Origin of the sequence: Sorangium sp. So ce406, from assembly GCF_051474675.1 — a bacterium.
Classification (GTDB): domain Bacteria; phylum Myxococcota_A; class Polyangia; order Polyangiales; family Polyangiaceae; genus Sorangium; species Sorangium cellulosum_G.
On sequence record NZ_CP150340.1, the window covers coordinates 4999707 to 5021821 of the forward strand.

Here is a 22115-nt window from a genome sequence, read left to right on the forward strand (position 1 = left end):
GGCGATTGCACGGACGTGACCGCGGCGCATCGCCACGATACCCACGCTCGCCCGCACGGCGCCTCGAGGCGCCCTGTCTCGCCCGCACCGCAGCCGGCGTGGCCTCGCGCGCTCACGCGCTCGTTGACCCCCGCCGCGCACGGCCTCGCACACGACGCCACCACGGACGCCAGGCGCCCAGCAGCGCTCGCAGTCCAGGGCGCACGCCGCGACGCGGATCGCGGGATCGCTCGCGTGGAACGACCGGCCGACCGAGCGCCGGCGCCCTGCCTCCCGCAATTCCTTCATGGCCCGACACGGAGTCGTGACAGTTCCCTGACAATCGTGAACAGGCGCGTGTGTCACCTTGTTCGGATGCTCCATACGGTGGCAATCTCAGATATCCATCTTTGTGAGCTCGAGCCGGGTGACGGTCTGTGGATGCGCTACCGTCAGGCTCCTTACTCCCCCGACAGCGAGGTCGCGGCGATGCTGGACGCGCTCCGGGACGAGATGGCGCAGGGCACCGCGCGCGGCGCGGGGCGCCATGAGCTCACGCTGGTGCTCAACGGGGACGTGTTCGACTTCGACGCGCCGCGCGTGATCGACCAGAAGAGCGTCTTTCACGACCTCCCCCGCAGCGCCGAGCACGCGGTCCCCGCCATGCGCGCGATCCTCGCGGATCACCCGGTGTTCATCGAGGCGCTCGGCCGGGTCGTCGCGGACGGCCACACCGTCGTGTTCATCTCCGGCAACCATGACGTTCAGCTCACGCTGCCCGAGGTGCGCGATCTGGTCCGGGCCCGCGTTGTCGACGCGGCGCTCGCCGCGCTGGGCGAGGCGCCGCGCTCTGACGAGGCGCACGAGGCGCACGAGGCGCACGAGGCGCACGCGCGCGCATCGCTGGGCGCGCGCGTCGTGTTCCGCGCCTGGTTCCACAAGACGCCGGACGGCATCATCGTGGAGCACGGCAACCAGTACGACGCCTATTGCAGCTACCGCTACCCGATGGTCCCGTTCGGGCGGAAGCCGGGCGAGATCCAGCCGACCATGGGCTCGCTCGTGTGCCGGCTGCTTGTCTCGCGGATGGGCTACTTCAACCCGCACGTGGACAGCTCGTTCATGCTGTCCGCGTTCGGCTACCTCGCGCACTGGGCGCGCTACTACATGTTCTCGCGCCGATCGCTCGCGGTCGCCTGGGCCCTCGGCGCGCTCCGCACGGTGGTCGAGCTCGTGCGCCGGCGCGAGCCCGGGCGGCGCGCCCGGCTGCGCGAGAGCCTCGCCGCCGCCGCGCAGGAGACGGGCGCCCCGCTCCGCGCCGTGGCCCGCCACGCCCGCCTGTTCGCGCCCCCGGCCGAGGACCGGCTCGGGCTCGTCGCGCGCGAGCTCTGGCTCGACCGGGCGATCCTGGGGCTGCTCGCGGTCGCGGTGGCGCTCGTGTGGGTGCTGCTCGCGCCGGGCTGGCTCGCACCGGCGGCGCTCGTCGCGCCGGCCGGGCTCGTCGTCTACGAGCGCCTCGTGCCGAAGCTCCCGCTCGACGCGACCTGGCAGCGCGTCAGCCGCGCCGCGCGTCAGGTCGCCCGGGCCCACCGCGCCAGGGCGGTCGTCTTCGGCCACACCCACACGCCCGAGGGCGTCTGGGAGGGCGGGCTGTTCTTCGGGAACACCGGCTCGTGGTCGGCCGCCTTCCAGGACGTCGCGTGCACCAAGCCCGTCTTCGCCGCGCGCCCGCTGGTCTGGCTGAAATCCGACCCGCGCGCGGGCAAGGCCGCCCGCCTCTCGGGCGGGCTCGTGACCTGGAAGAGCGGCCGGTTCGAGGCCCTCGCGGCGAGCGTCCCGCCGCCGGCCGGGCAGCGCAGCGAGCCGCTCGCGCCGCTCCCGCCCCACGCGACCGCCGCGCTTCGCACGTGACGGTCGGCGTACGCGTGCCCATTTTTGGTGACCGTACGTGACGCGCCCGCGCGCGGGCGCCCTCCGCGCGAATGGCGCCCTTCCCGACTTGCGCGAGGCGTCCGGTCGCTGGATGCTGCCCGGGTATCCCCACGTACCGACGACGAGGAAGCTCCGTGAACCCCCCGCTCCGCATCGAAGCCGCCGGTGACAGCCACGTTGGCCGCCAGCGCGAGCACAACGAGGACAGCTTTGCTGTCGACCTGGACCTGGGCCTCTTCATCGTCGCGGACGGCATCGGCGGCGCCGCCGGCGGGGAGATCGCGTCGCGGATGGCGGTCGAAATCGTCCAGTCTTTCTGCAAGGACAGCGAGACCGAGATCACCCAGCCCACCGGCTACGACGAGCTGACGGCGCCCCTCGAGCTGCGCCTTGTCTCGTCGATCTGGCGCGCCAACGAGCGCATCTTCGAGGTGGGGCAGCGCGACCCGCGCTTCTACGGTATGGGGACCACGTTCGCGGGCGTCTACGCCGACGCGACCTCGGCGTGCATCGCGCACGTCGGCGACAGCCGGGTGTACCGGTACCGTCAGCGCCGGCTCGAGCGGCTCACCGAGGACCACTCGCTCTGGAACGAGCACCTGCACAGCGGCGAGCAGCTCCCCGACGACGTGGACCCGCTGCTCGCCCGCAACGTCGTGACGCGCGCGCTCGGGATGGGAAAGACGGTGGACGTCGCGACGCGCCTCGAGCAGCCCGAGGCCGGAGATCTCCTGCTGATCTGCTCGGACGGCCTCTCGGGCCCGGTCCCCGAGCCGCAGATCGCCGAGGCGCTCGCGCAGGGCGACGACCTCGTCGCGACGGCGCGCTCGCTGATCGACCTCGCCAACCTGCACGGCGGCCCCGACAACGTGACCTGCGTGCTCGTCCGGTGGACCCCCGCCGCCTGACGCCCCCGACCGCCCCCGCGCCACGGACGCCCGATCGCGGCGCGCACCCGCACAGGAGACGGGCCCAGATCGGCGTTTTCGGCGCGCAGGCGTACTCCTGTACGCCGAGCACCGAAAACGTCGAGATGGGCCCGTATCCGAAGCGGGTGTGCGCCTAAGGAAGGGCGTCGATGCCGAGGAGATCTGCAGATCGGGTCATGTCGTAGGCGAGGGTGCCCGGGGTGGCGTCGTCGCTCTCGTGTTCCACGAGCGAGAACAGCTTCCCGAACGGCGTCGCGAGCTGCTCCTCGGTCGGCGCCTGCTCGCTCCACCCCTCGGGCAGCGGCGGCAGCGCGTCGCCCTCGACGGCGTCGTACGCGCTCGACAGCCGGTCGAAGCCGGCGAGGACCGCCTCGTCGACCTCCGCGCCCTCGGCGCCCTTGCTGAGGACCCACGGCTGGAAGGCCTGGTAGGTCCGCTCGCCGGCCGCGACGTTCGCGCGCATGTCGGCCAGCGTGTACTGGGCATAGCGCGACTCCTCCTCTCCGGTCGCCGCCTTGCTGGTCTTCTCGACCTGCTCGAGGATGGAGTTGATGACCCCGCGGTACGCGGACGGCGCGTCGAGCGCGAGGCTCTTGAAGTCGGACCGCATCGTCTCGGCGTCGGCCGCGAGGCGCGCGCAGAGCTCGTCCTTGAACGCGGCCGCCTCGGCCTCGGTCGCGGGGAAGGCGGCGGCCTCGTAGTTCGTGAGCGCCGACTCGAAGGCGAGGACGGGCTCCGGGATCTGGTCCGCCCAGAGGATGCGCTCGACGGCATGCACGCCGGTCACCCCCTCGTCGTCGAAGAGGTCGTCGTCGGCCGTCACCTCGATGAACGCGTCGTAGCGGGCGTCGGTCGAGTAGTCGAAATCCGGGAAGATGACCGCGATGGCGCCCTCGACGCGCTCGTACGACTGCCGCGCCTTCTTCCACGCGGCCTTCATCGCGTCGACGGCCTCCTCGTCGGTCGTCGCGCTCCACCCGTCCTCGTCCGGCTCGGGCGCGGCCGCCTGGAGCTCGGCCGTGGCGGCGGCGAACGCGTCGAGGTTGTCCTGGATGAAGAGCTTCACGTCTTGAACGGCGTTCTGCTCGTACTTCGCGTCGGTGAGCAGCGTCTCGTTGTCGCTCCCGCACGCGGGGAGCGAGAGGGCGGCGGCGGCGATGGCCAGACCGGACCGCAGGCGGAGAGAGATTCGCATGGATGTCCGAGCTCCTTGTCGCGCCTCGCCGGGGCGAGCGCGCGCGGTGGATCTTCGCGATCGCGCGGCTCGCGATCAGAGCGAGCGCACGAAGTCGATGAGCGCCTCGCGATCCTCGCGGGGGAGGGCGCGGAACGCGGCGACCGAGTCGGCGGCCTCCGACCCCGCGCCGTCGTGGAGCAGGATCGCCTGCTCGATGGTCCGGGCCCGGCCGTCGTGGAGGTACGAGGTGCTGTGGCGCATGCCGATGAGCGGCGCCGTCCGCCAGGCGGCGGGGCTCGCGGACTCGTCGGCGAGGCCGTCGGCGAGGTCGGGGCCGAGGTCGTGCAGCAGGAAGTCGGTGTAGACGGGCGCGTCGATGTCCGCGAGCTGCGCGATCGGGTAGTCGGCCCGCGTCCGCAGCGAGGGGACGTGGCAGGCGGCGCAGTCGGCCTCGGCGAACAGCGCCTCGCCGCGCGCGTCGGCGGGCGCGCGCCTCGGGATCTCGAGCAGCCGCATGTAGTCGGCCACCGCGTTCACCGTGTCGACGTCCACGTCCTCGCCCGGCTTGGCGTCGTCCGTGAGCCCGTCGGGGTTCGGCAGCTCGTGGGGGCGGAGCGGCGAGGTGATGCCCATGTCGCCCTGGTACGCGTCGGCCGTGAAGTCGTCGAGCGTGGCGACCCGCGCCTTGAACCCGAAGCGGCCGATGAGGTTCTCGTCGCCCTCGGCGAAGGTGTGGAACGCCTCGTCCGCGTTCTTCTTCGAGTGGAACACCACGCGGTTGATGCGCCCGCGGATGGCGTCGCCGCGCGCGGCCTGCTCGGCCGCGACCCGCTCGATCTCGGCGTCGTCGACCGCCTCCATGTACCCGCGCCCGAACACCGGCGGACCGAGGCGCTGCGAGAGCTTGAGGGTCAGCGTGCCCTCGGGCTGCGAGAGGATCGTCGCCCCGCCGACGCCGTACGGCCGCATCGTGTTGCCGTAGGGGAGCGCCGCCTGGTCCGTCGCCGGCGTCACGCCGTCGGCCTCGACGAGCACCATCTTCTGGACGGCGCCCGGGCCCCGCGCGGCCCCCTCGTGGCACCCGGCGCACGACGTGCGGATGTAGAGCGGCCCGAGCCCGTCGCGCTCGCGAAAGACGAAGTCGAAGAGCCTGTCGCCGTCCTTGAACCGGGCCACCTGCTCCGCGGAAGCGCCGCGCAACGGGATGTCGCTGAGGTCGTCGCTGATGATCTGGATGCCCGCCAGCGGATCGGGCTCGTCGTCTCCGGACTCCGCCCCGCAGCCGACGTTGAAGAGCAACGGAAGTGCGAGAAACAGCGCAAATCGCGACATGTCTCCGACGCATACCGAAGCCGTAAGTGAAAGTCAATGTCAACAAGAACCCCTCGCCTTCCGCCGGGTCGCCGGCGCGGGCCCGCGGGGGTCCGGGGTCGCCGCGAAGCGCGGCCGAGGCTCGGGCGTTACACTGTGGGGAGGCGTCGGGGACAGGGCTCACGCTGGAGGACAGCGGATGACGCAGCGAGATGACGAGCGGCGCGCGGCCTCGAGGGCCCTCCAGGACGGGCTGCGGGAGCTCGCTCGGAACGAGGAGCGCCGCGCTGCTCACCGGGCGCTCGGCGCCGGGTGGCTCCGGTACATGGGCCCTGGCTATGGCAACGACGTCTGCTCGATGTGCGGCGTCGTTCTCGATCGGGGCACGGCGTACATGCACTGCGCGCGATGCCTGGCGACGCGCGGAATCCACGAGACAACGCTGCTCCGCGCCTGCGCGGCGGCGATGGCCGAGGAATGGCCGCTCCGGGACCGCCCGCTGGACGGACGGCGCTGGGCACACGCGCTGATCGCGTTCTGGCGGAACCACGTCGATCCGATGGAGTCGAGGGCCGTCCCGTACCGGAACAGCACCCTCGAGTCGGCCTTTTACTACATGAAGCGGCGCCTCTCCGAGGCGGACGTCGCGGAGATCTGGACGGTGCCTGACGAGAGCCAGCGCGGGCTCGATCCGGCGATGGTGGTGCGCGCGCGGGGCGATACGCTGGCGATCGGCGTCGCCACGCAGCGGCGCATCGCGACGGCCGAGGACGGCGCGCGCGGCGCGCACGTGGACCTGTTCGACGAGTTCCTCCTCCTCGCGGGCGAGCGGGAGGGCTTCCTCGTGGTCGAGAAGCTGAGCCGGCGCGCGCGGCGCGAGGCGCCCATCAAGGAGATCGCGGTGACCACCGCGGCCGGACGGCGCGTGACGCAGCTCCGCTGCATGCAGGAAGACCGGAGCTGGCCCACGGCGCCGGGGCCGGAGTAGGCGCCGTCGGACGGGCAGCTGCGCCGCGCTATTGCCCGAGTTCCTGCTCGATATCGTAGATCTCGGCCGTCACGCCGTCCGCGCCGTTGGACGCGGCCGTGCCCCCGCGCCCTCCGACGCCGGCTTCGCCGAGCGAGACGGTCGTGTTCTTGAGGTCGGGCGCCCTGACCGCGAACGCCACGGCGATCGAGTGGCCACCGAGCCCGCCGCCGCCATGGCCGCCGTTGCCGCCCCTGCCGCCGTGGCCGCCCGCGCAGGCGGAGTTCAGCTCGCTGGCCTTGCCCAGGATGCCGCCCGACCCGCCCGGTCCGCCCTCGCCGCCCTCCTGGCCCTTGCCCCCGTCTCCGCCGTCGCCGCCGCGGCCGGTCTTCAGCACCACGTCGTCGAAGTGCGCCGTCGCGCTGCCCGCGAACACGGCGATGCTCGCCCCGCCGGCGCCTCCGCCGATGCCGCCGAGCCCGCCGCAGCCGCCCGCGCCCCCCGAGCCGCCGCCCGCGCCGCCCGCCGAGTTCGCGAAGGGGCACATCAGCGCGCCCATCCCGCCCTTGCCGCCGCCGCCGCCGCCGCCGCCCTGTCCAGGCTTCCCGGGCGCGCCGTTGCCGGCGAGAGGGCCCGTATAGCCCTCCAGGAACAGCCAGCCGAAGCCGGTCGCCCCCACGCCCGCGGCGCCGTTCGCCCCGTCCTCACCGTCCTCGCCGGCCGTGCAGCGGCTCGACGCGGCCTCGCCCCTCCCGCCGTTCATCGACTCGCCCGGCACCCCGTTGGTCCCGTCAGCGCCGGACGCGATCCCGCCCGTTCCCCCGGTGCCGCCGCGCGAGTCGTCGGAGCGATCGTCGGGCGTCCCGCAGGTGTTGCTCACCGGGGTGCCGCCGAGCACCGTCGCGGACGTGCACGCGGCGTTGCCGAAGTTGCCGGATTTCCCCGACTCGGCAGCGTCGTTCTCGAACGTATCCCCTGGAGCGCCGGGCGCCCCGTCGCCCGCCTCGATCGTGCTCCGCCGGATGTAGAGCGGGATGCCCGAGGTGTTCATCGCGATCGACGAGCGGCCCGCCAGCTCCGTGTGGCTCGGCAGGATCGAGCGCGCGATGACGTGCAGGTCCTCGAGCACCACGACGCCGTTGCCGCCGTGGAACGAGAGCGGCGTCTCGCCCTCGGGCGCGGTGATCGTGGTCTTCTCCGCTTCGCCGATCCAGCGCCAGTTGTCCTTGCAATGGAGGCCGCCGTAGATCTCGATTCCTCCGGGCACGAGCAGCGTCTCCTCGAACTCCTGGGCGCAGAGATAGACGCGCTTTCCCTGGTTCCAGGCGAGCTCCAGCGCCTTGGCGATCGTCTCGAGCGGCGCGCTCGGGATCCCGGCGTTGCCGTCGTCGCCGGTCGTCGCGACCCAGACCCCGCACGCCGGGTCGACCCCCTCTATGTTCTTGCTCGGCACACAGGCCTCGTTGGGAAACTTATCTCCGGTGTACCCCCCCAGGGCGCCGTTCCCCATCTCGTCCGCCGCGCAACCGCTCGTCGCCGCCGTCGCAACAGCAATGAACCCTACCAATACCACCGCGTCGTGTTTGAATTGAAATCCCATACTATTCTTATTCCGGCCGACGCGGCGCGTTTTCCAGCCAAAGCGACGTCCCGAATCGACATGCCGTATCCCGCGCGATCTGGCCTTATTCCGGCCGGCGCGGCGCGTTTTCCAGCCAAAGCGACGTGCTGTGTTCCCGGTGACCCGATCTCCGCGCCTGCTCGCCGCGCCACGGACGCGCCCATCGCGGGACACCGCCTCACGCGCGTACGCGTGCGCGCGTGATATGCGTGCGCGCGTACGCGCGTGAGCGCGCACGCATCGAGCTACGGCGGCGGCGCGCCCGGGCGGCGGCGCGCCGGACGAGTTGGCCGTCGCCGGGGCTTTCGTGAGAACATGGCCCCATGAGCGCGAAGGCGATGAGCGCGAGCGTGAGGGACCTCGTGCGCGAGCTGCTCGAGGGCGGCGGCGGAGAGCCGCTCGAGGGCGGCCGCTTCCTCCCGCTCGTGACGCTCGAGTCGGGCGCGCGGGTCGGGCTCGACAGCGCGGCGGCCTGGGTCTTCGCGCCCGAAGGCGGCGGGCCGGCTCAGGCCTTCGCGCCCGACCGCGGCGGGCCGATCGTCTTCGAGGTGCTGGAGTCGAAGCGGGACGACTTCGACGCGAGCATCGAGGAGGCCGCCCGGGCCGCGGGCCTGCCGCCCGAGGAGGTCGCCTTCTCGTTCCCCGCGGCCGACGTGGTCCGGGCGGTGCTCGCGAGGGGCCTGCCGAGCATGACGCGGCTCGCGCTCTCGTGGCTCCGGCTGACGGAGGCGCGCGCGCTCCGGGCCGAGATCATGGCCGTGTCGCGCGACCCGACCATGCCGGTGCCCCTCCGGGACCTGGCCGAGCGGCTCACCGTCCCGGAGTGAGCCCGCGCGCCGCGGCCCCGCCCGGAGGCAGGGCCCGCGCGGAGGGCGCGGCTTGCGCGGAGAGAGGGAAGGGGCGGGGGCGGGCGATCAGACGGTCGCGAACGCGTCGACCGGGATGTCGAGCGCGGACGAGTCCTCGCGGCCGAGGAGCTCGGCGGAGAACTTCGCGTGCGGCAGCACGTTGGCCGCGAAGTAGAGGGCCGCGTGCTTCTTGCCCTCGTAGAACGCGCGGTCCTTCGCGCCCGCGTCGCCGGCCGGGAGGCCCTCCAGCGCCTTGAGCGCGATGACCGCGCCGTCGAGCAGGAGCCAGCCGATCGCGAGCTCGCTCATCATCTCGAGGAAGCGGTTCGCGGCGAGCGGCACCATGGGCATCTTGCCCATCTGGAACCACGAGAGCAGCCGCATGGCGGTGCCCGCGACGGCCTCGTGCGCCTCGCGGAGCTCCTTCACGCTGGCGGCGAGGACGGGGTGCTTCTCGTGCGCCTTCACGAACTCGGCCACGTCGTTCAGGAAGGCCTGCAGGTTGGCGCCGCCGGCCTGGCCGAGCTTGCGCCCGACGAGGTCCATCGCCTGGATGTGGTTCGTGCCCTCGTAGATCGAGAAGACCTTCGCGTCGCGGCAGTACTGCTCGACCGGGTAGTCCTTCGTGTACCCGGCGCCGCCGAAGGTCTGGATCGCCGTCTCGCAGACGCGGAACGCCTGGTCGGACGAGTAGGCCTTCACGAGCGGCACGAGCAGGTCGACCTGGCCCTGGTTGTACGCGGCCGCGCGGTCGTCCTTGCCCTGGTAGACGGCGACCGCGTCCTGGTGGCGCGCGAGCTTGATGATGAGCGCGCGGATGCCCTCCACGCGGCTCTTCATGTCGAGCAGCATCCGCCGCACGTCCGGGTGATCGACGATCGGCACGCGCGGCGCGGTCGCGTCCTTCCACTGGAGGATCGACGAGCCCTGCTTGCGATCCTTCGCGTAGTCGAGCGCGTTCAGGTACGCCGAGGACGCGACCGACACGCCCTGCAGGCCGACGGAGATGCGCGCGCCGTTCATCATCCGGAACATCTGCGGCATGCCCTGGTGCTCGACGGTGCCGACGAGCTCGCCGAGGCAGCCGTCGTTCTCGCCGAAGTTGAGCACGCACGTCGACGACCCGTTGATCCCCATCTTGTGCTCGATGTTGCCGACGAGGACGTCGTTCGGCTCGCCGAGGGTGCCGTCGTCGTTGACCCGGAACTTCGGCACGACGAAGAGGCTGAGCCCCTTCGTACCCGGGGGCGCGCCCTCGACGCGCGCGAGCACGAGGTGCACCACGTTCTCGGTGAGGTCCTGGTCGCCGCCCGAGATGAAGATCTTCGTGCCGCGGATGAGGTACTTGCCGTCCTTCTGCTTCACCGCACTCGTGCGCGACGAGCCGACGTCCGAGCCCGCCTGCGGCTCGGTCAGGCACATCGTCCCGCTCCACTGCCCGCCGTACATGCGCTTGAGGAAAATGTCGCGCTGCCGCGGCGTCCCGAAGTGCTCGATCACCTCCGCCGCCCCGTACGTCAGCCCGGGGTACATGTTGAGCGCCGCGTTCGCGCCGCAGAGGAACTCCTCGACCACCGTGTAGAGCGTGAACGGGCCGCCCTGCCCGTCGTAGGTCGGCGAGACCGAGACCGACTTCCACCCGGCCTCGTACAGCTTGTCCCAGGCGTCCTTGAACCCCGGCGGGGTCTTGACCTGCCCCGCCTCGATGCGACAGCCGACCCGATCGCCGACCGCGTTGAGCGGGCCGAAGACCTCGCACGCGAACTTGTAGGCCTCGTCGACCACCATGGAGACCTCGTCGCGCCCCCACGCGTCGTACGGCGCGCTGCCTAGCAGCTCGTCCAGACGGAACTGCTCGAACAGGAGGAAGCGGATCTCGCGGAGGTCAGCCTTGTAGCGGTTCTGGTGGGTTTGGGCATTGGACATGGGAGACCTCCTCGTCGCCGCGGCGCCAGGCGCTGGCAGCCGGGTCTCCTCCCGGTCTTCCGCGCAGCCGCGGCATAGTTCTTCATTCGCGTAGCATGCCGCCGCGTCGCGTCAACATGCGTCCGCGACGCGGCGGTTATCCCGTGGAGATCCGGGGAGATCGGGGCGTTCCCCGGGGGGCTCGGGGCGCCCCCGCGCCGGGCGCGACGGCGGTGGATCTGCCGCGCGGCGCGGCGTAGGCTCCGTCGCCATCGAACCATGTCCGACCCGGCTTACATCACGCCCAGCGGGGCCAGGAAGCTGTCCGAGGAGCTCGCGCGGCTCCGCTCCGTCGAGCGGCCGCGCATCGTCCAGGAGGTCGCCGACGCGGCGGCGCAGGGCGACCGGTCCGAGAACGCCGAGTACATCTACGGCAAGAAGAAGCTGCGCGAGATCGACCGGCGGATGCACTTCCTGACCAAGCGGCTGGAGAAGGCCGTCGTGGTCGATCCGTCCGAGCAGCGCGGCGACAAGGTCTTCTTCGGCGCGACGGTCGAGATCGAGGACGAGGACGGCGCGCGCCACACCTACCAGATCGTGGGCGAGGACGAGATCGACAGCGCGTCCGGGCGCATCAGCTGGCGCTCGCCGGTCGGTCGGTCGCTCCTCGGCAAGCGCGCGGGCGACGTGATCACGGTCCGCCGGCCGGCGGGCGAGGCGGAGATGGAGATCATCTCGGTACGGTACGGCTGAGCGCCGCGCGGGCGCGGAGGCCGCAGGAGGAGACAGAGTCGGCATGAGGATCTTGCACACGATGCTGCGGGTCGGCGATCTCGAGCGCTCGATCGGCTTCTACAGGGACGTGCTGGGGATGCAGCTCCTGTCGCGGCAGGACTACCCCGAGGGCAAATTCACGCTGTGCTTCCTCGGCTTCGGGAGGAACCCGGAGCACGCGGAGCTCGAGCTCACGCACAACTGGGGCGTCGAGAAATACGAGCTCGGCACGGCGTACGGCCACATCGCGCTCGGCGTGGACGACATCCACGGGGCCTGCGACCGCATCCGCGCCGCGGGCGGGAAGATCACGCGCGAGCCGGGCCCGATGAAGCACGGCACGACGGTGATCGCGTTCGTCGAGGATCCGGACGGCTACAAGGTCGAGCTCATCGAGGAGTCGAGCCGGAACCGGTGACCCGAGGGCGCGGAGGTGACGGAGGGCCGGACGGCCGCTCCGTTTCCTCCACGCCTCGCTTCACCGCGTCGCGCGGCGCTGCGACGCGCGCGAGGGTCAGGCGTTGGCGACGGGCTCCGCGTCGTTCGCCGGCTCGGCCGACGAGAGCGCGCCGTCGGCGGCCGCCGAGCCCTCCTCGTCGGCGGGCAGCTTCGCCGGCGCCTCGGAGGACGCGCCGGCCGCGGCCGCGGCGGCGGCCTTCTCGGCGTTCGGGCGGCGGCCGCGCGGCTTCTGCAGGAGCGACGGGGCCAGGTCGCCGTCGCCGCCCTCGTGCCAGCGCAGGTAGGCGACGGCGCGGCGGCACTCCTCGTAGGCCTTGGCGACCAGGGAGATCGCGCGGGCGCGGCGATCGGCGGCGTCGGTGATCTTCGGCGCCGCGGACGAGCCCTTGCCGGGCCTCGCCGCGAGCGCGGCGAGCAGGCGCACGCCGAGGTCCGCGGCGCGCTCGAGCTCCGCGTCCTCGACCGCGGTCTTCGCGCGGACCTTGTCCCAGGAGCCGCGGAAGAGCTCGGCGAGGGCGATGAGATCGCTCGCGAGATCCGTGTGGCCCTTGCCCTTGCGGATGTCGGCGACGCGCTGCTTGTCGAGCAGGTTCCGGTAAGCGAGGGCCTCGGCCGCGACGAGGAGCCCCTCGCGCAGCGTGCCCGCCTCCTCGGTGAGCTTCTTCGCGTCGAGCTCGGTCGCGGGCGTGCTGTAGAGCAGGTCGGCGTACCAGGCCGCGAGGGCGTAGTCCTCGAGCTCATCCAGCATGTCGATCGGGTGGTTCGGGAGATCGCGGACGATCTCGTCGCGGAGCTCGCGCAGGTGGGGCAGGGCAGAGAGCACGGAGCTCACGGCCCGGGGGACCTCGACGTAGACGGTCACGAGGTCCTCGGGGCCGAGCTCGAGGAGCTTCGGCTCAACGCGGCCGTACGCCGCGAGCGCGGCGGCCGGCGAGGACGGGAGAACGGGAGCAGGTGCTGCTTTCGGGGGTCGCGCCATACAGGTGTCTCCAGCGGAGGGCGCGCACACTGCCAGACGGAGGCGCGAAGGGAAAGGGGTGCGTGCGACGACGGTCCACGAGCCTCCCCGCCCGGCACCGCCGCGCCTCGTCCGCGCCTCGTCCGCGCCGCCCTGCGCGCCCTGCGCGGCATGGCGGCGCCGGTGAAGGGAATGGCGGCGCGCCGCTGCACGGCATCGTTGCCGCGCCGTGGCGAGGAGGAGGTAAAGTCGCGCGCGGAGGAATCATGTACGCGATTGCGATCATTCGTTACCGGCGGCCGCTCGACGAGGTGCTGAAGGTCGTCGACGAGCACCGCGCTTACCTGAAGCGGCTCCTCGAGCAGGGCACGCTGCTCGCGTCAGGGCCGTTCGATCCCCGCCACGGCGGCGCGCTCCTGCTCCGGGTGCCGGACGAGGCGGTCGCGGCGACGCTGGATCAGATCCGGGACGCCGACCCCTTCATCCAGAAGGGGGTGGCGCAGTACGAGCTCCTGCCGTGGGCGCCGGTGCTCGGCAAGGAGGAGCTCGACAAGGTCTTCTCCCGGCCGGCATGAGGGGGATCGCCGCGCCGGCGATCCCGATCCCGTCACGCCGGCCGCCTTCGAGGCGCCGCTACGGCGCGCCGAACGCGAGCACGCCGGCGTCGTCCGTTGTGTGGGCCCTGCCCGGCGTGACGCGGACCTCCAGGCTCGCGCCCCGGGCGGCGACGACGACGTCGTAGCCGGCCTTCGGCCGCAGGCCGGTGATCACGTGCCGGCGCGTCGCGGCGGGCACCTGATAGGACAGCGGCGCCAGGCTGGTCTGCTGGCCCGAGCTCGGCTGCAGCGTCGAGCGGAAGAGGACGGCCCTGCCGGCCACCAGCGCGCCCTCGAAGCCGGCGCCTTGGCCGCCCTCGATCCGCACGGCCGCGTCCATCGTCGCGCCGGCGTCCGCGCCTTGCAGCACGTGGAGGAAGCGGACGTCCGCGGGGCCGGCGGGGTCCTCGACGACGAGGCGGTGGGTCGTCGGCTCCATCTGCGCCCGGTCGTCGACGTCCTCGACCGGCGCGGCCTTCATGGTGGCGCTCCGCGGCAAGAGGCTCTGGACGAACAGCGTCTGCCCTCGCGGGGTGACGACGCTGGCCGTCCGCCCCGCGATCTGCGGCGCCGCGGTCGTCATCAGGTTGAACCGCTTGAACCGGCCGGCGGTGCGCGACGCGGCGCGGTCGTAGACGACGACGTGGTCGGGCTCCAGCCACACGATCGACCGGCTCGCGTGGACGATGTCGCGCGCGACGTCCGCGGGCACCCAGGCGTTCTGGCGGGTGTTGTAGAGCTCCGTCGCGATCCCCTCCGCGAACACGTACCCCGCGCCCCGGCTCATGCGCGCGGTCGGATCGCCGGCGGCGCGCCCCTCGCGCCACTGGCCGCCTCGCGCGACGATCTCCTTCTCGTACCAGCGAATCTGCGACGGCTTGTCGTTCTGTAGCGACAGCGTGTTGTGGTAATCGACCGTGGCCCCGATGAGGTTGTTCGAGTAGCTCGTGTGCTCCTTGGTCAGCCACTCTCCCTTCCGGTAGAGCTCGAACTGATTGCAGTCGCCGAGCTGGTGATTGATGGTGGCCCAGCCGCACCGCCAGGTGAACCACGTCGCGCTCTTCGTCCAGTCGGTGCGCGCGAGGACGGCGCCGCGGCCCGGCGCCCGCTCGAAGAAGGCGGTGGGCATCGCGGGGCGAGGGTCCTGCGGCAGCGGCGCGGCCGGGTCGAAGAGCATGAAGCTCAGGATGGCGCGGCTCGGGGTGGGCGAGCCCCAGACCTTCGACGTGCGCGCGTAGAGCTGGGGCGCGCCGCCCTCGAACGCGTTGGCCACGATCCAGCGCGACCGCTGGAGTCGCGCGGTGTTGCCCGTGAGCTGGTCGTAGACGCCCAGCGAGCCGAACACCTCGGTGAAGCGCGGCTCGACCCAGAGGCGCAGGGTGTCGCCGTAGTTCGCCGCCTCGTAGACAGGCCCGAGATCGGTCCTCGACGGGTACGTGGTCGGGGCCGGCGCGATCGAGTGAAGGAACCCGTCCGTGAACCGCTCCCAGTACCCGCTGCCCAGCAGCCCGATCTGCGGTCCTGCGAGGGCGCGCGTGGCGTGACCTGACGTGTGGAGCGCGAGGAGCGCCTGGTGGAGGCTCGCGAGGCCGCCGCCGTAGAGGAAGCCCTCCACGGGCAGGCCGCCGCTGGCCACCCCGAGCCCGTCGGGCGGGACGCCGAGGGCCTTGGCCGCGATCTCGGGGGCCTCGAAGACGGAGAAGGCCTGGTAGAGCCAGGCGCCGGTCGCGTTCGCGCGGTAGCTGCGCAGCGTGTTGCCGAGCGCCTCCGGCGGGGCGTTCGGATCGAGCGGGCGGTCGTCCGCGTCGTCCAGCGCGAGCGACATCAGCGTGACCTGGCGCAGGTGGCCGAGATAGAAGTTGTTCGCCGCCCACCGGAGCTGGAGCGGATCGCGGAGCAGGGCCCGATCGTTCATGACGCCGATCGGATGGGGGTGCTCGTTGCCCGCCGTGGCGGCCTTGAGGTTGTCGTCGATCCACCGGAGGAAGACCTGCCGTACCTTGGCCTTGTCGCCGGCGGTGAGGACGGGACGGCCGCCCGCGTCCGTCGCGCCGTAGATCCAGTCCACCGTGAGCGGGAAGCCTTCACCCCACCAGCGCGAGCGATCGCCGGTCGCGAACCCGGCGCCGCGGAACGGCTTTCCGTCGGCGCGCCCCTTGCTCGCCTCCTCGACGGCGTACATCAGCAGGTTGCGCGCCCTGACGGCGTGCGTCTGGCGCGCCGCGACGTCCGGATCGATGAGCGACATGAAGGCGAAGAACTCCGCATACGCCTCGGTCGGATACTGCACGTAGGCGTTGGTGCCGCCGTCTGGCCAGGTCGGGTTCGGGCGGCCATTCGGGAAGAAGCGGGTCTCGTACGCTTCGATCGCGCCCTGGAGCGCGGGCAGCATGGCCTCCTTGTACATGCGGTTGCGGCTGTCGGCCGCCCAGCCACGCAGCCTGGGGAGGTGGTCTTTCGTGAGCCAGAGTCGCGGGTGACCGGTGACGGGCGCCGCGTCGGCGCGCGTCGCCGCTCCGACAAGACACAAGGAGAGCACCGCGGTGAGGAGGATGGTTTGAATCGGTCGCATGCTGTCTCTCGTTGTTGCTCGGCGCGGACAGCCGCGCCGGCCGACGTGGGTCGTCGCTGATTAGCACGCGTCGTGCCGAGCGCATGCGGGCGCGCCGCGCGTCTCCCGGAAAGCGCCATGCGTCCACGGCAGAGCGCGCCGACGGCGTCAGGTTCCTGCGCGACGCGCTCGACGCGGCGCATAACGCTCGGCGGCCCTGGCGCGGCCGCGCGCGGGGCGACGGTGCTCGACGACGCGAGACAGAGACAGCGCGGTGATGCCGCCGAAATTCGAGCGCAATCAAGCGCAGTGGCAGTGACCGACGTGACCGACGTGACCAACGTGACCGACGCGAACGACGCGAACGACGCGAACGACGCGGCGCGTCCGTCTCCGCGGACTGGGCGTGTGGAGCGTGTGAAAAGGGCTCTGTCACAAAGGAGGGGAAGACGCGATTCTGTCACACACCGAAGCGAACCTGCCGCTATACTCGGAGAAGATGGGAGCGCTCCGTAGTATGCTTGCGCCAGACTTCGCCCCGTTCATCGGCGACCCGCGGATCCTCGGCGAGGGCAACCTCGTGAAAGGCACCCTGATCAGCGCCCGCGCCGTGGCCTTGCGGCAGAACTATGGCGAGCGGGTCGTGGCGGAGCTGAGCCGCCGGGTCTCGCCGCAGGCGGCCCGCTATCTCGATGAACCGCCGATGCCTTCGACATGGAACGACCTGGGGCCGCTCATCGAGCTCGACTGCGCGCTCCTGAACGGGCTGTTCGCCGGCAGGATGGAGAAGATGCGCCACTTCGGCGCGGACGTCGCCCGGAACGATCTGACGACCGTCTACAAGACGATGGCGGGCTCGCCGTCGCTGCTCTTCAAGCGCTTCAGCCTCGTGTACAGGACATACTTCAAATACGGCGACTTCACCGTGAAGGCGACCAGCGATGTCGCGGGGACGGCCACGCTCGTGGGCGGCGGTCTGCCGCTCTACATGTGCAGCCAGGCGATCTCGGGCTGGATCGAGGCGGGCCTCGCGCTCTCGGGCAGCCGGCGCATCGCGGTCGAGCACACGGCGTGCAGGCACCGCGGGTCGCCGCGGTGCAGCTGGTCGATCGCCTGGGGTTGAGCGGGCGCGCGAGCGCGTCGAGCGATCCGCGGCGCGGAGGCGCCGCTCGCGCCCTGCTCCAGGCTAGGCGGCGATCCGCCGCGCCTGCCCGAACGCCGCCCGCGCGAGCACCCGCCGCAGCGCCTCGGCGCTCTCCTCCCACGACGGCGGCGCCGCCTCGGCGAACGCGCGCTCGTCCCACGTCCGCCCGAGCGCCTCGCGGATCGCCCGGCCGAGCGCGCCGGCGTCGCGCGGCGGCACGAGCAGGCCGGTGCGGCCGGACTCCACCACATCCGGGATGCCCCCCACGCTCGTGGCCACCACGGGCCGCGCGGCGGCGAGCGCCTCGAGCACCACGTTCGGGGTGCCCTCCGCCCAGCTCGGTAGCGCCAGCAGGTCGGTCGCGGCGAGGTAGCGCGCGACGTCGGCGAGCGGCCGCGCCCCGGCCGCGATGATCCGCCCGCGCCCGTCGCTCGCCCGGCGCGCGCGCTCGCGCCGCGCCGAGGCCTGCTCGACCGCGCCCCGCGCCGGGCCATCGCCGACGACCACGAGGTGGACCGGCTCCGCCCCGCCGTCCCCGCCGAGCGCCTCGAAGGCGCGCAGCAGCTCATGGATGCCCTTCTCCCGGCTGACGTGCCCGACGAACGTCACCACGCGCCCGCGCTCCGGGAGCCCGAGCTCGCGCCGGGCGGCGCGCCGGTCGGCCGGGCGGAACAGGGCGCGGTCGACCCCGTTCCGGACGAGGACCGCGCGCTCCTCCGGGGCGCCGAGCGCCACGAGCGCCTCGACCATCGGCCGGCTCACGCCGATGGAGTACGCAGCGGACCGGAGCGCGCCGCCCACGAGCGGGCGGACCGAGCGCCAGCGGGCAACGACGTTCACGTCCGTGCCGTGGGCCTTCACCGCGTAGGGCAGGCCGAGCATCCGGGCGAGCAGCGCCGCGGCGCAGGCGTCGGGGTAGAGCCACGCGCCCAGCACCACGTCAAACCGCCCGCGCAGCCGCGGCACGTGCGGCAGGAGCCCCGCCAGGTAAAGCGGCGCGTTCACGGGCGCCAGCACGCGGCCCGCCCCCGGGAGGTACGGCGCGCGCGGGTGGACCACCGGGACGCCGTCGATCTCGTCGCGCGCGGGCACCGCCGTCAGGCGCCCGGGGCGCGTGCGCTCGCCGAGGAGCGACACGCCCGGGTGGTACGGGATCGCCGCGAGCACCTCCACCGCGCAGCGGCGCGACAGCGCCGCGAGCTGCTGCCGCTGGAACGCGCACGACAGCGGCTCAACCCGGTTCGGAAAGATGCGCGTCACCCAGAGAACGCGCAGCGGCCTCGGCCTGCGTTCCTCGTCCATGCCCTCACCTCCACACCAGACACTTCCAGTGTGAGAAACATCACTTGGTTCTCGGCCGCCCCCAGCGGGAGAGAGGTGGACTCCGGGGTACGTCCCGCCCCGCGCGCGCACGTCCACGCTTCCCGAGCTCTCGCCGAGATCCGGCGTCGCCCGCGCTGGAGCGTCCCTGGTGCCGCCGCCCGCGCAGCTTCGAGCCACCGACGGCATGACGAGGTCATATTTGTAATGTTGCAAACATTATCGAGCGTGGGAGGCTCCGCGGGCCGGGCGCGCTGCCGGGGAGGGGAGGTCGACGCAGGGGGTCGCTCCGTTCCACGGGCCCTGTCGCTCGGCAGAGGGGGGCGCGTGTTCTGGTTCGTCTTGCCGATGTGGGACTCCGACGTGACGGCGCGAGCGGCGGTGGAGCAGAGCGTGACGTCCAACGTCGGGGACGTGGGCACGGGCGCGCTGATGGCGGGTGTCCAGGGATCGGTCGAGGGCTCCCTTCGAGGCCCCATGTCGCGCTATGGATTCGGCCTCGACGGGAGCTACGAGCGGGTCTTTCAGATCTCGCTCGACTCGGCCCGAGCCGCGCCGTCCGACAGCGCCTCGGCGCGGCTCGGCGGGGGAGCGGGCTGGGCGATCTCGCCGGTCGCGGATCTCTCGATGGCCGCGGCCGGCTACCTCGCGACGCGGCTCGGCGTGCGCGCTGACGACGCGCTCGCCGCGCGCGATCCGTTCCTGTTCGGCAATCGCCTGCAATACACGCTCTCCGGCGGACCGGCCCTGTCCATCACCACATCGCGGCGCGCCGCGGTGCGCGTCGGGGCCGGATACGAGCAGGCGGGCGCGCTGTCGGCCGACGACCCGGCCGCGGTCGGGGTCGACGCGCACACGGGGCGCGCCGAGGTGAGCACCTCGATCGACGTCGGCCCGCTCGACACGCTGACACCCGAGCTCCGGTACGAGGTCACGCAGTATTACCATGCGCTGCTCGACACCGAGCTCACCCGCGGCGCGGCGCGCGTCCACGCGGGCGAGGCGCTCCTCGCCGAGTCCCACGAGCTCACGAGGAACCTCTCGACGCGCGTCTCCGGCGGCGTCACCGTCGCGAGCCCGCCGCCCGTGCTGGCGTCGCGCGACGCGGTGATCGCGCCCACGGCGCGGGCCGGGCTGACCTACGTGGCCGAGCGCTACCGGCTGACAGCGGGGTATGCCTATGCGTACACGTCGCTCGGGCCGAGGATCGGATTCGGGCACGAGCACGAGGCGTCCGTCGAAGCGAGCTTCCGGCCCGTGCGGGGGGGCGCGACCCGCGACCTCGTCGTGACCGGCGTCGCCCGCCTCTCGTCCGGCAGCGCCCCCGTCGCCGCGAGCCCGCCGCTCCACCTCGCCCCCGGCTCGCCGGCGCCGCCCAGGGAAGGGTCGCTGTCCACGATCACGGCGCTCGCCGGCGCGGAGATCGCCTATCCGCTGACGCGCGCGCGCGGGGTCGCGCTGCGCGGCGGCGTCGATCTGGAGTACGTCCGCGCCGCGCTGGATCCGGCGCCGCGCGCAGGCGAGGCCGGCGGCTCGCTCAGGAGCATCGTGAGCGCCGGGATCTCGGGGACGCTGTCGACCGACCGGCACCGGACCCTGCGCCGCGATCCCGACGGCGCCTGGGACGACGAGCGCCGCCAGGCGATGATCCAGGGGATGCCGTCCGGCCGCTGGCAGGCGCCCGAGCCGGGCCGCGATCGCGACGACCGCGGCGGCGTCGCCGGCGAGGCGTCGGAGGAGCCGCCGCCCGCGCGCTCCGAGCGAGCCAGCGCGCCCGAGCGCTCTGCGCTGGGCGGAGCGCCGGCGCCAGCCGCCACGCGATAACCCGCTCTCCGCTCGCGCGCGAGGCGCCCTCCGTCCAGGAGCGACGCGCTCGCCCCACGACGACTCGACACAAGGCCTGAGCGGCGCTGCGGGATCGACGCACGCAGTCCGTCGATGACGTCCGCATCCTCGCGCCGCGACTCCCCACCACGCCGCTCCGCGACAGCCCGCACATAACCGGCGCGGGTGGCGGCGACCGCATCAATTTCGCCGCGCCCGGCGCCGCGGGCTGCGGTCCAGTCCGCCGACGTGAAACGAGATTCGTCGGAGGCATCTGGCGTTGTGCCCTGGTCTGCTCTAATGTGGGCTCAACTACAACCGTGTGTGCCCCGTCAGAGGCGATGCGCCGTGATGCGCGACCGCCTGGGGCCGACGAGTGGAGGGACGATGCTGGAGCTGTTCCGGTCGCCACGCCGGGCCATGGTGTGGTTTGTCGAGGCCAGCCTGCTGTCGCTGCTGGTGTGCTGCGCGCCGGGCGTGCTCGTGGGCTGGGAGCACGCGCTCGACGGAGAGCGCTTCGGGCGGACGCTGAGCATCTCGTTGGTGGCGCTGACGTCGCTTTATTATCACGGCGTCTACGGGCCCGAGCCGCTGCGAGCGCGCGCGCTGTTCCTGACGACGTTCCGCGCGCTCGGCGTGGCGGCGGCCGTGCTGTGGCTCGCGTTCTGGATCGTGCCGGACGTGGAGGTGGGCGACCGGGTGCTCCTGATCTCGCTCGGGGCGGCGGCGCTCGTGCTCCCGGCGTGGCGCGCGGCGTGCAGCCGGGTGCTGAGGAGCGAGAGCTTCTGCAAGCTCGCCGTCGTGCTCGGCTCGGGCGAGCTCGCCCGCTCGTGCGCGGGCCTCATCCAGAAGGACGGCGAGGTCCTCGGGCTGCGCCTCGCGGGCCGGCTCGTCCGCGACGAGGAGCCGATCGACGCGCCCGACGTCGCGGGGAGATATCGAGATCTCCGGCGCCTCGTCGAGCAGCGCGGCGCGGCGACCGTGATCGTGGCGACCTCCGACCGCCGCGCCGCCCTCCCTCTCGAGGAGCTGCTCGAGCTGAAGTTCCGCGGCGTCGAGATCGAGGAGGGCATCGACTTCTACGAGCGCGTGACCGGCAAGATCTTCGTGCGCGAGCTGAAGCCGAGCCAGATCATCTTCGCTCACGGGTTCGGCGTGCGGCGGCGGACGCTCGTCGCGAAGCGGATCTTCGACGTGGTGTGCGCGGCCTCGGGGCTCGCGCTGGCGCTGCCGCTGATGGCGCTCACGGCGATCGCGGTGAAGCTCGACTCCAGCGGTCCGGCGCTCTACTCGCAGATCCGGACAGGCGCCCTCGGGAGGCCGTTCATGATCCACAAATTCCGATCGATGAGGACCGACGCCGAGAAGAACGGGGCCGCGTGGGCCGTCGAGAACGATCCGCGCGTGACCCGGGTGGGGCGGTTCATCCGGAAGACGCGGCTCGACGAGCTGCCGCAGCTCTGGAACGTGCTCGTCGGGGAGATGAGCATGGTGGGGCCGAGGCCCGAGCGCCCCGAGTTCATCGAGGCGCTCGAGAAGCAGATCCCCTTCTTCCGGCAGCGGCTCTGCGTGAAGCCGGGAGTGACGGGACATGCGCAGGTGCGATGCCGTTACGGCGCGTCCGCCGAGGACGCGCTGGAGAAGCTCCAGTACGATCTCTATTACATGAAGAGCTTCTCGCTCTGGTTCGACATCTCCATCCTCATCGACACCGTGAAGGTCGTGCTCTGGCGTATCGGCGCGCGGTGAGCGAGCGCAGGCGCTCCGCGGAGATCCACCGCCCGTGCAATGGCTGCGCTCTTTGCTGCCGAGCCCGGTGG

The 22115-nt window shown here is 72.4% G+C and carries 17 protein-coding genes; 10 read left to right on the plus strand and 7 right to left on the minus strand.

All coding sequences use genetic code 11. The features are described from left to right. Positions 1–420 precede the first annotated feature (420 nt). Together WME96_RS18280 and WME96_RS18285 are read left to right on the plus strand one after the other, a co-directional pair. Positions 421–1890: a hypothetical protein gene (locus tag WME96_RS18280; RefSeq protein WP_437291400.1), complete on the plus strand. Its 1470-nt coding sequence runs from the start codon at positions 421–423 to the stop codon at positions 1888–1890. 155 nt (positions 1891–2045) lie between these two features. Next, positions 2046–2819 (plus strand): PP2C family protein-serine/threonine phosphatase, encoded by a 774-nt coding sequence (locus tag WME96_RS18285; protein WP_437291401.1) that lies wholly within the window; start codon positions 2046–2048, stop codon positions 2817–2819. A gap of 154 nt (positions 2820–2973) precedes the next feature. Here WME96_RS18285 and WME96_RS18290 read toward each other — a convergent pair whose 3' ends face one another. Together WME96_RS18290 and WME96_RS18295 are read right to left on the minus strand one after the other, a co-directional pair. Continuing rightward, positions 2974–4035: an EfeM/EfeO family lipoprotein gene (locus WME96_RS18290; RefSeq protein ID WP_437291402.1), complete on the minus strand. Its 1062-nt coding sequence runs from the start codon at positions 4033–4035 to the stop codon at positions 2974–2976. Between the two features lie 75 nt (positions 4036–4110). Beyond that, on the minus strand, positions 4111–5349 hold the full coding sequence (locus WME96_RS18295; protein ID WP_437291403.1) for a di-heme oxidoredictase family protein: 1239 nt from the start codon (positions 5347–5349) through the stop codon (positions 4111–4113). A gap of 178 nt (positions 5350–5527) precedes the next feature. On the opposite strand from WME96_RS18295, the gene WME96_RS18300 reads away from it, so the two are divergent. Continuing rightward, positions 5528–6316, plus strand: a complete 789-nt coding sequence (locus tag WME96_RS18300) for a hypothetical protein (protein WP_437291404.1) — start codon at positions 5528–5530, stop codon at positions 6314–6316. 28 nt (positions 6317–6344) lie between these two features. Here WME96_RS18300 and WME96_RS18305 read toward each other — a convergent pair whose 3' ends face one another. Beyond that, a complete protein-coding gene (locus WME96_RS18305) occupies positions 6345–7748 on the minus strand; it encodes a PGRS family protein (protein ID WP_437291405.1) in 1404 nt (467 codons plus the stop codon). Positions 7749–8239: 491 nt separating this feature from the next. Here WME96_RS18305 and WME96_RS18310 point away from each other — a divergent pair, with 491 nt between their 5' ends. Further along, entirely contained in the window at positions 8240–8743 is a 504-nt protein-coding gene (locus WME96_RS18310; RefSeq protein ID WP_437291406.1) for a hypothetical protein, read from the plus strand. 87 nt (positions 8744–8830) lie between these two features. On the opposite strand, the gene WME96_RS18315 is transcribed toward WME96_RS18310, so the two are convergent. Continuing rightward, the gene (locus WME96_RS18315) at positions 8831–10690 is read right to left on the minus strand and encodes an acyl-CoA dehydrogenase (protein WP_061618283.1); all 1860 of its coding nucleotides are present in this window, start codon (positions 10688–10690) and stop codon (positions 8831–8833) included. 258 nt (positions 10691–10948) lie between these two features. On the opposite strand from WME96_RS18315, the gene greB reads away from it, so the two are divergent. Together greB and gloA are read left to right on the plus strand one after the other, a co-directional pair. Beyond that, positions 10949–11422: a transcription elongation factor GreB gene (gene greB, locus WME96_RS18320; protein WP_433936796.1), complete on the plus strand. Its 474-nt coding sequence runs from the start codon at positions 10949–10951 to the stop codon at positions 11420–11422. A 43-nt stretch (positions 11423–11465) separates the two neighbouring features. After that, positions 11466–11861 (plus strand): lactoylglutathione lyase, encoded by a 396-nt coding sequence (gene gloA / locus WME96_RS18325; RefSeq protein ID WP_061618285.1) that lies wholly within the window; start codon positions 11466–11468, stop codon positions 11859–11861. 96 nt (positions 11862–11957) lie between these two features. On the opposite strand, the gene WME96_RS18330 is transcribed toward gloA, so the two are convergent. Continuing rightward, positions 11958–12881 carry a hypothetical protein gene (locus WME96_RS18330; RefSeq protein WP_437291407.1) on the minus strand — a complete coding sequence of 308 codons (924 nt, stop codon included), beginning with the start codon at positions 12879–12881 and terminating at the stop codon, positions 11958–11960. Positions 12882–13126: 245 nt separating this feature from the next. Between WME96_RS18330 and WME96_RS18335 the strand changes: the two genes are divergently transcribed. Next, entirely contained in the window at positions 13127–13435 is a 309-nt protein-coding gene (locus tag WME96_RS18335; RefSeq protein WP_061613976.1) for a YciI family protein, read from the plus strand. A gap of 58 nt (positions 13436–13493) precedes the next feature. Here the strand turns inward: WME96_RS18335 and WME96_RS18340 are convergent, their stop codons facing one another. Continuing rightward, positions 13494–16028, minus strand: coding sequence for a hypothetical protein (locus WME96_RS18340; protein WP_437291408.1), 2535 nt, complete (start codon positions 16026–16028; stop codon positions 13494–13496). A 496-nt stretch (positions 16029–16524) separates the two neighbouring features. Here WME96_RS18340 and WME96_RS18345 point away from each other — a divergent pair, with 496 nt between their 5' ends. Continuing rightward, positions 16525–17130, plus strand: a complete 606-nt coding sequence (locus WME96_RS18345; RefSeq protein ID WP_437291409.1) for a hypothetical protein — start codon at positions 16525–16527, stop codon at positions 17128–17130. A 63-nt stretch (positions 17131–17193) separates the two neighbouring features. Here the strand turns inward: WME96_RS18345 and WME96_RS18350 are convergent, their stop codons facing one another. Further along, a complete protein-coding gene (locus WME96_RS18350) occupies positions 17194–18453 on the minus strand; it encodes a glycosyltransferase family 4 protein (protein WP_437291410.1) in 1260 nt (419 codons plus the stop codon). Between the two features lie 345 nt (positions 18454–18798). Between WME96_RS18350 and WME96_RS18355 the strand changes: the two genes are divergently transcribed. Continuing rightward, the gene (locus WME96_RS18355) at positions 18799–20295 is read left to right on the plus strand and encodes a hypothetical protein (protein WP_437291411.1); all 1497 of its coding nucleotides are present in this window, start codon (positions 18799–18801) and stop codon (positions 20293–20295) included. Between the two features lie 387 nt (positions 20296–20682). Then, the gene (locus WME96_RS18360) at positions 20683–22044 is read left to right on the plus strand and encodes a TIGR03013 family XrtA/PEP-CTERM system glycosyltransferase (protein WP_437291412.1); all 1362 of its coding nucleotides are present in this window, start codon (positions 20683–20685) and stop codon (positions 22042–22044) included. Positions 22045–22115 lie beyond the last annotated feature (71 nt).